This window comes from Dehalobacter sp. 12DCB1 (genome assembly GCF_004343605.1).
In the GTDB taxonomy this organism is placed as follows: domain Bacteria; phylum Bacillota; class Desulfitobacteriia; order Desulfitobacteriales; family Syntrophobotulaceae; genus Dehalobacter.
On sequence record NZ_POSF01000014.1, the window covers coordinates 177,517 to 188,716 of the forward strand.

12 protein-coding genes are annotated in these 11,200 nt (G+C 41.9%); 3 read left to right on the plus strand and 9 right to left on the minus strand.

What is annotated here, in order from left to right; all coding sequences use genetic code 11:
* Nucleotides 1-45 precede the first annotated feature (45 nt).
* The 4 genes from fliD to C1I38_RS07620 all read right to left on the minus strand — a co-directional run bounded on the left by fliD (nucleotide 46) and on the right by C1I38_RS07620 (nucleotide 3,812).
* Complete coding sequence (gene fliD / locus C1I38_RS07605; RefSeq protein ID WP_026156372.1) at nucleotides 46-1,506, minus strand: flagellar filament capping protein FliD; 1,461 nt, start codon at nucleotides 1,504-1,506, stop codon at nucleotides 46-48.
* 17 nt (nucleotides 1,507-1,523) lie between these two features.
* The gene (locus C1I38_RS07610) at nucleotides 1,524-1,895 is read right to left on the minus strand and encodes a flagellar protein FlaG (protein WP_020491864.1); all 372 of its coding nucleotides are present in this window, start codon (nucleotides 1,893-1,895) and stop codon (nucleotides 1,524-1,526) included.
* A gap of 181 nt (nucleotides 1,896-2,076) precedes the next feature.
* Nucleotides 2,077-2,895, minus strand: coding sequence for a flagellin (locus tag C1I38_RS07615; protein WP_026156371.1), 819 nt, complete (start codon nucleotides 2,893-2,895; stop codon nucleotides 2,077-2,079).
* Between the two features lie 104 nt (nucleotides 2,896-2,999).
* On the minus strand, nucleotides 3,000-3,812 hold the full coding sequence (locus C1I38_RS07620; RefSeq protein ID WP_026156370.1) for a flagellin: 813 nt from the start codon (nucleotides 3,810-3,812) through the stop codon (nucleotides 3,000-3,002).
* A 315-nt stretch (nucleotides 3,813-4,127) separates the two neighbouring features.
* On the opposite strand from C1I38_RS07620, the gene C1I38_RS07625 reads away from it, so the two are divergent.
* Genes C1I38_RS07625 through C1I38_RS07635 form a run of 3 tightly spaced genes read left to right on the plus strand, consistent with a single transcriptional unit; the run spans nucleotide 4,128 to nucleotide 6,134 of the window.
* Nucleotides 4,128-4,610, plus strand: a complete 483-nt coding sequence (locus C1I38_RS07625) for an acyltransferase (RefSeq protein WP_243103617.1) — start codon at nucleotides 4,128-4,130, stop codon at nucleotides 4,608-4,610.
* 17 nt (nucleotides 4,611-4,627) lie between these two features.
* Nucleotides 4,628-5,443: an SDR family oxidoreductase gene (locus C1I38_RS07630; RefSeq protein WP_020491860.1), complete on the plus strand. Its 816-nt coding sequence runs from the start codon at nucleotides 4,628-4,630 to the stop codon at nucleotides 5,441-5,443.
* Between the two features lie 19 nt (nucleotides 5,444-5,462).
* Nucleotides 5,463-6,134: a serine acetyltransferase gene (locus tag C1I38_RS07635; RefSeq protein WP_119774508.1), complete on the plus strand. Its 672-nt coding sequence runs from the start codon at nucleotides 5,463-5,465 to the stop codon at nucleotides 6,132-6,134.
* On the opposite strand, the gene rfbC is transcribed toward C1I38_RS07635, so the two are convergent.
* The 5 genes from rfbC to C1I38_RS07660 are packed head-to-tail and all read right to left on the minus strand — an operon-like array spanning nucleotide 6,131 to nucleotide 11,172.
* Nucleotides 6,131-6,661, minus strand: coding sequence for a dTDP-4-dehydrorhamnose 3,5-epimerase (gene rfbC, locus C1I38_RS07640; RefSeq protein WP_083916769.1), 531 nt, complete (start codon nucleotides 6,659-6,661; stop codon nucleotides 6,131-6,133). The genes C1I38_RS07635 and rfbC overlap by 4 nt on opposite strands.
* Nucleotides 6,662-7,885, minus strand: coding sequence for a class I SAM-dependent methyltransferase (locus C1I38_RS07645; RefSeq protein WP_020491857.1), 1,224 nt, complete (start codon nucleotides 7,883-7,885; stop codon nucleotides 6,662-6,664).
* Nucleotides 7,886-7,896: 11 nt separating this feature from the next.
* Entirely contained in the window at nucleotides 7,897-8,958 is a 1,062-nt protein-coding gene (gene rfbG, locus C1I38_RS07650; protein WP_020491856.1) for a CDP-glucose 4,6-dehydratase, read from the minus strand.
* Nucleotides 8,955-9,731: a glucose-1-phosphate cytidylyltransferase gene (gene rfbF / locus C1I38_RS07655; RefSeq protein ID WP_026156368.1), complete on the minus strand. Its 777-nt coding sequence runs from the start codon at nucleotides 9,729-9,731 to the stop codon at nucleotides 8,955-8,957. The genes rfbG and rfbF overlap by 4 nt, the downstream gene beginning before the upstream one ends.
* Before the next feature lie 31 nt (nucleotides 9,732-9,762).
* Nucleotides 9,763-11,172, minus strand: coding sequence for a glycosyltransferase family 2 protein (locus C1I38_RS07660; RefSeq protein WP_020491854.1), 1,410 nt, complete (start codon nucleotides 11,170-11,172; stop codon nucleotides 9,763-9,765).
* Nucleotides 11,173-11,200: the final 28 nt, after the last annotated feature.

An 11,200-nucleotide genomic window follows, 5' to 3' on the forward strand; every position in this document is an offset into this window, starting at 1 on the left:
TAAGTTAAGCTGCATATATTGGTCGTACCTTGGTTCACAACAATTTTAGCTATCCGAATCGGAGTTTGAACTGGAAGTACTCATCGAACTAAGCAGCGAGGTCATATAGGTACTCTCCGAACTCAACGCTGAAAGCTGTGATTCCAGCTTTGAATATTGGTTCGTAATCCTCTCCGTATAGGCATCAATTTTTTCCTGAAAATCTTTCATTCTGCTTTTCAGGTCACTAATCTGACTGGAATAGCCATCTTCTGTCTGGTCAAGAGACCCGCCATACTTCACCATCGGATTCAGATACTCTTCCAGAATGTTAGCCAGACCCTGGGCCTGCGTTGTTTCCGTTGTTTCTGTGACCGGAGTCACCCCGCCGGCTACCGCGCCAAATAAATTGGCAACACCGTTCGGGTCCTCTTTCAGCGCTTCTGCAAAGGCATCTGTATCAAACTCCAGCAAAGCACTTTTGCCGAAATCATCAGAGGAGGTTTCAATACCGACGTCCGACAGGAGAGTGAAGGTACCGCCCATGCTTCCCATTGAATCAGCAAGGAGAGTTCTGAGCCTGGTTTGAATACTCTGAACCGTCGGATCTCCAAATAAGACACCCTTCGTGTTAGTCTCTTCATTATAGGCCAAATCCGTTTCTATTAACGTTTGCAGGGAATTATACTGGTCCACAAATGCCTGAACAGCATCCTGAGCATCTGTATAATCCGCCGCAACCGTTACATTGACCGTAGTTCCGACAGCTTCTTTATTCAGGTTCAGAGTAAGCCCGTCGATCGCTGTGGTAACAGTATTCGACGAACTGATGATATCCGTGATCCCGTTAATGGTCAGCTGTGCATCCTGAGCCTGCTGAACTACATTCAGCGTTCCGGTAGCAGCCGGTTTGACCCCTAGAAAGTCAAGCACGGTTCCCGAAGTATCCGCAAAATCAGCAGCATATTCTGTTCCGGTTTTGGACGATACCAGTGCGAGCTGATAGCCTCCGTTGACTTTGATGACCGAAGCGTTCACGCCTGCCCCGGCATTATTGATGGAAGTGGCAATATCCTGAAGACTTGCGCCGTCCGCTACTGAGATATCCGCCGTTGTGCTCCCGACACTGATTTGAAATGTCCCCGCCGTAAGTCCGGCAAGCGATGTAGAGGCGCTTGCGACACTCTGGACAGCACTAGCAGCCGTCTGTGCTTTGGCCAGCTGGATCACTTCAACCGCATAAACGCCCTTCAGCGTCGAAGAGCCACTGGAAGCTGTCAGGATGGTTTCATTGCTCGATACTGCAGAAGTCCCTGTCCAAGTTGAAGACTTTTTCAAATCGGCCAGGGTATTTTCCAGCGCCGACAACCGTGTATTGATATCCTGCCAAGCATATTTTTCTTCCTGAAGACTGCTCAGGCTGTTTTGCATCGTTGTCAGCGGCTTGCTGTAATTACTGATTAATGCTTCGGTAATTCCGCTGAAATCATATCCGGATATTCCAGAAAGTGATAAACTCGAAGTCATGATCGGTATCCCCTTTCCTAGGCCCTTTCATCCACGATCAGACCTACCGAATCCTGAACGGATTCAAGCATTTCGACAACTTTGGCCGGCGGGATTTCGCTCAGGATTTCACCGCTTTCCTGATCGATGATTTTAACTACAATCCTGTCGGATTTTTCAGCAACTTCAAACTGCAGTTTCTTATTGAAAAGTCCCATCAGCCGGTTCATTTTTTCCGCAGTCTGTTCAACTTCCTCACGCGGAAGCTCTTCTCTGGCCGAAGCAGCATTGTCTTTCTGATCGACAACCAGACGGGGCGCCTCGTTTTTCCCCTGCTCAAGTTTCTGGCCGGAAAAAGTATCCTGCGGCATTACCGGATTCAGGTTAGTTGGCTGGACAGCGCTAACCATCTTTAATTCCTCCTCATAATGGATTTTTCTAGTATGCAAAAACGAACAATATAGCTGTGCTTATGTTAAATCGCAAATGATATTATATGCTTAGTTACAATGCGTTTTATTTTGGAAAGAGAGCTGACCGAGATGACCCGGCCAGCTCTTTATTTATGCCGGCTATTTAGAAAACGAATCTTTAGGATAACAATTTGAGAACGTTCTGTGGAACCTGATTAGCCTGAGCCAGCATCGCAACACCAGCCTGGCTGATAATCTGATTCTTGGTGAAGTCAGACATTTCAGCAGCCATGTCGACATCTTTAATGGTCGATCTGGCAGATGACAGGTTCTCAGAAGCAACATTCAGGTTGGCAATGGTGTGCTCAAGTCTGTTCTGGTTCGCACCAAGTTTGGCTCGCTCGTCGGAAACTGCTTTAATCGCATTATCAATCGTTGTGATTGCCGCTGCAGCACCGACCTGCGTGGTCAGCGTAATGGCACCGGAGTTAACAGTCAACGCCGCTGCAGTCATTGTCCCGAGTGTAACTGTGAGCGTCTGTCCATTATTGGCGCCAATCTGGAATGTGTAGGTAGCATTGGTACCGTTCAGCAGAGTCTGTCCGTTGAACTGAGTTCTACCCGAAATATCCGTAATTTCAGTTTGAAGTTGGGTAATTTCCAGCGCGATTTCATTACGGTCAGCAGTTGTATTGGTATCCGTAGCCGCCTGAACAGCAAGGGTTCTCATTCTTTGGAGAATGCTGTGGGTTTCAGTTAAGGCACCTTCTGCGGTTTGAATCAGTGTAATGGCGCTTTCAGCGTTGTCAGAAGCCTGGTTCAAGCCGTTGATCTGGCTGGTCATCTTTTCACTGATGGCCAGACCTGCAGCATCGTCGGCTGCTTTGTTGATGCGGTAACCGCTGGACAGTTTCTCCAAGGAACTCTGCATGGCTTTGTTGGTTGTGTTAAGGCTTCTCTGAGCGCTCAGGCTCGATAAATTGGTATTGACTATCATAGTTTTTCCCTCCATGAAATTTGATATTTCGCATCCTTGCGATTATTTATTGTTTTTATTTTCTGCCGATGTCTTAACAATATCTTCCTTTTATTTGTTAAGAATTAGGATAGAAGCTTTAGAACATTCTGCGGAACCTGATTGGCCTGAGCCAGCATCGCAACACCAGCCTGGCTGATAATCTGATTCTTGGTGAAGTCGGACATTTCAGCAGCCATGTCAACATCTTTAATCGTCGATCTGGCAGATGTCAGGTTCTCGGAAGCAACATTCAGGTTAGCAATAGTGTGCTCGAGTCTGTTCTGATTCGCACCAAGTTTGGCACGTTCGTCGGAAACTGCAGTAATAGCCGTATCAATCGTTGCAATCGCAGCCGCAGCAAAGGTCTGTGAAGATACAGAAATTGTACTAACGCCTAAGGATACGTTATTCATCTGATTCAAGGTGACGCTCAGCGTTTGGCCACAGTTGGCACCGATCTGGAACGTGAAGGCATTGCTCGCCGTATTCAGCAGGTTCTGTCCGTTAAACTGGGTTCTGTTGGCAATTCCATCAATTTCACTGTTTAGTTGGGTGATTTCCAGCGTGATTTCGGCACGGTCAGCAGCCGTATTGGTATCGGTGGCTGCCTGAACAGCAAGGGTTCTCATTCTTTGCAGAATGCTGTGGGTTTCAGTTAAAGCACCTTCTGCAGTTTGAATCAGTGTAATAGCGCTTTCAGCGTTGTCAGCGGCCTGGTTTAAGCCGTTGATCTGGCTGGTCATCTTTTCACTGATTGCCAGGCCTGCAGCATCGTCAGCTGCTTTGTTGATCCGGTAGCCGCTGGACAGCTTTTCCAGAGAACTCTGCATTGCCTTGTTGGTTGTGTTCAAGCTTCTCTGAGCACTGAGGCTCGACAAATTGGTGTTAACTATCATTGTTTTTCCCTCCATGAAATTTGATATTTCGCATCCTTGCGGTATTCATTGTTCCAGGTTTCCGCCGGCAATGGAAAACCTGTTCTTACCTATATTTTCGTACATTTGAAAATATTCTTTAGGACCATTTTTTGAATATATAGCGGTTAAGATCTTTTTTTCTTAAAATTACTCTTTTTTTCTCTGTTTTTTGTTAAATCTATCATTTATTTAAATTAATAATTTTTTCAATGATACCTCATTCTGATATAATATAGTCAATTGAATTGACTATCGATGTCACTTTTCATAAAGGAGGCTCAGAAATAAGTGTTGATGATTTCTCCGCAAGCGAAAATATCACCTCTGGCAGATATCGAAGATTCCATCAGAGGCTCAAAAATTTCAATTGCTCCTGGTGTTGTTATCGATTCCTTCGTTAAAATAAAGCCTGCCGGCGGTATGGGGGATATTGAAATTGGTGAAAACAGTTTTATTAACTCCGGCGTTGTAATCTATAGTGGAAACGGCGTTAAAATTGGCCGTGATGTTCTAATTGCTGCCAATTGCACCTTTGCTCCTGTCAACCACGAGTACCATGCCAGAAATCAAAAAATAGTGGACCAGGGATTTATGCCCAGCAGAGGAGGAATCTTCGTCGGTGACGATGTCTGGATCGGGGCAAATTGTGTGATTCTTGACGGAGCTCATATCGGAACCGGCACAGTTATCGGCGCCCACTCAATTGTTAGTGGAAAACTCGAAGATTACGGTGTCTATTATGGCCATCCTTTACGCTTAAAAGAATACCGCGAGTAACACAAGGAGGGAAGAGTATGGAAACGACCATTATCGGCGCCAATGGCTTTATTGGAAAACATTTGGTCAATGAGCTAAAAAAACTAGGACAGTCTTATTTTACTCCTGACCGGAATGATGATTCGATTTTCCATGCTCCCCTAGGCAATGTAATCTACTGTGCCGGATTATCTTCTGATTTCCGCAGCAGATCCTTTGATACCGTCCGGGCGCATGTCACCTTACTGTCCGATCTATTGGAGAAATCCTCTTATCATTCTTTCTTATACCTTTCTTCCACTAGAATATATATAAATACGACAAAAGCTGATGAAGATACCGACTTGACTGTTAATCCTAAAAACAAGGAAGATATTTTCAATATTTCCAAATTGATGGGGGAATCCATTTGTCACGCTACCGATAATCCAAAGGTTAGAATCGCGCGACTTTCTAATGTCTGCGGCAATGATTTTTCTTCAGATAATTTTCTTTATTCCATCATAAAAGATGCTGTGACCACCGGCGAAGTAACATTCAGGACTTCGCTTGCTTCAGCAAAAGATTATGTTACGATCGATGACGTTACCAGGATCCTCCTAAAAATATCAAGCTCTGGCAAACAAAAAGTGTATAATGTGGCATCCGGCCAAAATATTTTCCACCAAACGATTGCTGATCTTCTTCAGAAGCTTACCTGCTGCAAAATACATGTCGATGATCATGCAGTACCGGTTACTTTCCCCTTAATTGACATTGACCGCATCACCAAAGAATTTCATTTCACACCTTCAGATCCTCTGGATTTCATAAAAAATCTTATCTTGGACTACCAGCATATCAATCCAATTTGAAGGCAGGCGATATACTCAAATGAATCTTTCATTATCCCCAAAGGAATTCAATCACTATGTTTTAAGGCAAGTGGATCATTTTTTTCCTGACAACGCAAGAATTGATACCGATAAATTCTCGTTAGCCTTTGATCTGGCTGTTGATCGTACTCATCACTGTTTTAAACATCTTCGTTTAACCTCATACTGCAGTCAGGGCGAAACCTATTTGAATCATCTTCATTCGGATCAATATGCCGTATTTCTTTGGTTTTTGTCCAATTCAGTCTGGAAAGAAACCGAGGATGAAAAGCTCGCGGCAAAATTTTTCTATTTGAACAAGTCCCTGCACAGTTTCAATTGTATGTATGATACAAATCTTCCTGATATTTTTTTATTTCTGCACCTAATGGGGACGGTGCTCGGAAAAGCAGCATACTCAGATTTTCTTGTTGTCACTCAAGGTTGTACAGTTGGTGCTCACCGTAGTAAATATCCGCAGATTGGCAAAGGTGCTTCCCTTTTGCCAAATACTTCGATTATCGGAGATTCGCATATTGGAAATTATGTCTCCCTTGGGATTAGTACCGTTGTTTATGAACAAGACATTCCTGACCGCCATATTGTTTACCGAGACAATCAAGGCACAATCCATACTAAACGAAGCGTTAAACCCTGGTCACAGCAATTTTTTAATATTGATTTTTCTTAATTCCCATAATCAGGATAACACGAATCCTTTTCAGAAATAGATGTTACCGGAAGCGGCCATTGTATGCCAAAGAATGCATCATCATACTTAAATCCTCTTGCATGATCCGAATGATAAAATTGCGATATCTGATAAAAAACCTCTGTACAGTCCTCCAAGGTTTGAAACCCATGTGCAAAGCCTTCAGGAACATAAAGCATATTTCTGTCTTCCGCGGATAATTCGATCCCAAACCATTGTTCGTAAGTAGCGGAAGCACTTCTTAAATCAACAATTACATCAAAGATCCGGCCTCTTGTACACTTTACTAATTTTGCTTCTTCATATGGAGGGTTCTGGAAGTGCATACCTCGCAAAGTGCCCTTTTTATAGTTGTAAGAAATGCTACACTGCACCAGGTTTGGATTTAATCCTCGTTCTGAAAATTCCAGCGAACACCATGTTCTGGCAAAAAAACCTCTTTCATCGTGCAAAGGATCAATTTCAATTAAAAAGGCACCTGGAAGTTTGGTTTCCTTGAAAATCATTCAGAACACCTCAATCCCGGGGATAAGAATGACAAATTTTGCCCCCCAGTTTTTTGCATAAGCCAACTGTTCCATGATTTCGCTCTTTAAATTCCAGGGCAAGATAACAATATAGTCAGGTTTCTTCTCCGCAATTCTTTCCGGAGAATAAACCGGAATATGTGTTCCAGGCAAATAGAGGCCTTGCTTATAGGGATTAAGATCAACCGTATATTCAATCGTATCTATTCCTATTTCGCAATAATTTAATAATGTATTTCCTTTGGCGGGTGCCCCATACCCAACAATTGTACACCCTTGTTCTTTGATCCCTTTAAAAAATTGCATAATTTCTTGTTTGATTTTTCTTACATCCTTAGCAAAACGAATATAAGTTTGAATAGCATTTAAACCGGCATCCATTTCTTTCTGCAGTAATTCGGTGACGCTATTCATTTTCATTCTGAATGTGTCTTCGCTATGTTTGACATATACCCGTAAAGAACCGCCATGTGTAGGAATTTCCTCGACATGGAATACTTCTAACTCAACATGTTCAAAGACTTTTTGTATAGTTAACAGCGAAAAATAAGAAAAATGCTCATGATAAATGGTATCAAATTGATTCCCATTAATAAGTTGTAAGAGATGCGGGAATTCGAGCGTAATCATACCGTTCGAATTTAAGAGTATCTTTAAGCCCTTGACAAAATCGTTCAAATCAGGAACATGTGCCAAAACGTTATTGCCAATCAGAAGATCCGCTTTAACCCCCTTTTCAACCAGGTATGCGGCTAAATTTTCACCGAAAAACTCTGTTATAATCGGAATTCCTCTTTTTTCAGCTTCCAAAGCCACATTTTTGGCTGGCTCTATTCCCAATACAGGTATTCCGTGTTTGACAAAATACTGTAAAAGATATCCATCATTACATGCAATTTCTACCACTTGCATTTGTTGATTGACTCCGAATCCGTGGATCATCTGTTCAGTGTATGTCTGAGCATGCCGCAGCCAGCTCTCTGAAAATGAACTGAAATATGCGTAATCCTCGAAAATTGCTTGAGGAGACTCAAATTCCTGCAATTGAACAAGATAACACGCATCGCAAACATATGCGTGCAGCGGATAAAAATATTCTTTCTTATTAAGATTTTCAGGTTTAATAAAAGCATTAGAAAGCGGAGATTCCCCCAGATCGGCGAATGTATGAACCAACGGTTCCCCACAAAACCGGCATGTCATTTTGCTCAATCCTACTCTCCCCTTATTTTTTCATATTTCCGAATATATTCCAGACTTATTTGTCTTAAATTATCTCCAAACGCATAAGCGTGGTACCAGTCGACCGTCCATTTTATAGTGTCCAAAATATCAAGCTTCGTTTCCCAGCCGAGAAGCATCCTGGCTTTCGAACTATCCAACTTCAACACCTGTGTTTCATAAGGTGCTTTGCTTTGATCATATTCATAGTACAGACTGGTTCCCCATTCTTGCAGCGCTAAATTCGTCAATTCCTCTACTGTTACCACATGACTGTCGGGAGGGCCAAAGTTCCATGGTTCCCCATACTTTATGCCGTTCATAAAGAGTTTCTCTGCCAACAAGATATATCCCGACAAAGGCTCGAGCACATACTGCCAGGGTCTTATCGCCAATGGATTTCTAATGACCGGTTTTGCGTTATCAATGATCGCTTTCATGATATCAGGAACTAATCTTTCCTGACTCCAGTCTCCACCACCAATAACATTACCTGCCCGGACAGAAGCAACAGAAATACCCAATTCGTTCAAAAAGGACTGGCGAAAAGAACTTGTAATCAGTTCACTGCACCCTTTGCTGCAGCTATAAGGGTCACGTCCTCCGATTGGATCGTTTTCTCTGTAGCTCCAAACCCATTCCTTATTTTCGTAGCACTTGTCGCTCGTAACATTGACGATTGCCCGTACGCTGTCGCACTCCCTGACAGCATCCAGAAGATTGACCGTTCCCATTATATTAATTTCAAATGTTTCCCTGGGGTTTCGATATGATTCCCTCACAAGTGACTGGGCTGCTAGATGAAAAATGATTTCGGGCTTAAAATCCGCGATTACTTTTTTCAAATGTTCTATATCGCGAATGTCCCCAGAGACAGAAGCCATATGATGTTCCAGGTCAACTTGCGTAAAAAGATTCGGCTGGGTTGGAGGCTCAAGAGCATATCCTAAGATTTCTGCGCCCTTGTTTTGCAGAAGCAAAGATAGCCATCCGCCCTTAAACCCGGTATGTCCGGTGATCAATACTTTTTTGCCAATCCAGAATTGATTATTCATTGCCAAGTCACCCACGGAGCCTGCCCACTGTTCCATAAGTCTTCGAGTCTTATCTTGTCCCTTAAAGTATCCATGGGAAGCCAAAAACCATCATGTTTAAATGCAAATAGTTTCTTCTCTTTGGCCAATTCCTCTAAAGGCTCGGTCTCCCAGGCTATATCATCGCCGGAAATGTAGTCGAATATTTCAGGTTCGAGCACAAAATAGCCGCCATTAATCCAGCTGTCTTCCCCTTCAGGCTTCTCTTTAAATTTCCTGATTCTATTTTTATTCGTACTAAATTCTAGCATACCATATCTTGCAGGAGGATTAACCGCTGTTAACGTAGCCTTCCCTCGCTGTTCAAGATGAAATTGAATCAACTCCTGAATATTTACATTACATAACCCATCACCGTAGGTAAAGCAAAATGTTTCTCGACCGACATAGTCCCGAATTCGCTTTAATCTTCCTCCAGTCATTGTATCTTGACCTGTATCAATAAGCGTTACTTTCCACGGTTCACTGGTATTGTTATGAATATGCATCTCGTTGTTTTTTAAATCAAACGTAATATCAGATTGGTGCAAATAATAATTTGCAAAATACTCTTTGATGACATATCCTTTATAGCCAAGGCAAATAATAAACTCATTAATACCATAAGAAGAATAGATTTTCATAATATGCCAAAGAACCGGATGCCCTCCTATCTCAACCATAGGCTTAGGCCTTATTGTAGTTTCCTCTGATAGCCTTGTTCCAAGTCCTCCAGCAAGAATAACACATTTCATCGCTATTCCCCCAAATACTAAAATTGATATTCTACGCTAACCAAAGGCTAAAAAAATACCTGTTGGCCTTCATCCTTAACTTCACAACTTCTCTAGCCTGTTCAGGAAAGACATCCGCTAAATTATCCATAAATACTTTGTCATCTCCCTCAACTTCATTCGTGTCAATGGTTACTTTTTTAACTTGAACGCCTAAAGCCATTAATTCTTTTTCCATACTGACAAGATCAAATACCTTGACATATCCGTTTTGGGCAATACCTGTTTCCATTCCTGCCATCATGCTTAATAACAGATCATATCGCATCGTATTATTTACGGATAAAATGATTTGTCCGTTTTCTTTTAATAACGTCTTCAAAGTTCCAATTAAATCAATAAATTGATCATAATATTGTGCTGGTTCTCCAATGACAACATAATCAAACTTTTCATTCGCGAATTTTTTGCTGATATCGCGATAATCTCCACAAATTGCACTTTGACAGATTGTATCCAGATCGGTCATATATTTGTAAACTTTGGTAAATGCAAAAAGCTGTACATCCCGCTGTCCTTGATTTCTTAACTTGTTTTTCAGCTGTAAGATTGTCGCACCGCATCTTGGATCAATCCCAAGAATTCGAATATCGCTTTTCCCCTTAGCCTCTTCATAATCGACAAGATTAAGCAAATCAAAATCGTAATGAACATCTGTCCAGGCATCAAGATTATATTTATCTATAAAAAATTGACGGCTAACCTCCAGAGACTTGTTTTCCTTTTGCCCTGCGCCCGTGGTAATCGATCCAAAATGGAACGTGAAGGTATCAGCGGCAAAAACCAGTTTATATCCCGCTCTGCGAATTCTGAAGCTCATATCGTCATCGGCAAATTCGCCAAAGTAGAATTTCGGATCGTAATAACCTACGAGATCTAAGACTTCTCTTTTCACAAAAAGAACTGTTGGCATCAGCCGAACACGCTCTTCCCATTTATCCGGATCTGAATGATTAAATGCTCTTGCAAAGTCCTGCATTTCCTCAATATTCTTATAATTGCCAGGTATCTGTTGAAAATTACTTACATTGCTAGCCGCTGGAGCAACAAAACCAATTTCTTCATCAGATTCCATGCATAAGATAAGATTTTTTAGCCAATCTTTTGTAAATATAAAATCATTACAGACACCGGCAATATACTTGCCTTCAGCAGCCTTCAACCCAATATTGAACCCATTAACTGGTCCCACGTTATTATCCAGATGGATTTTTTTCTTATTGGGTAAGCTGTCAAAGTACTCCTTTGTACCATCAAACGAACCATTATTGACCGTAATTAATTCAAAATCAATTCCTTCAGAATATTGATAAATGCTGTCAATGGCTAGCTTTGTATAATCGAGATGATTATATCCCAGAATGACAATACTCACTAAAGGGTTTACAGCATCATTGTACATAGATTAACCTCCAACATTTTTATCAAAT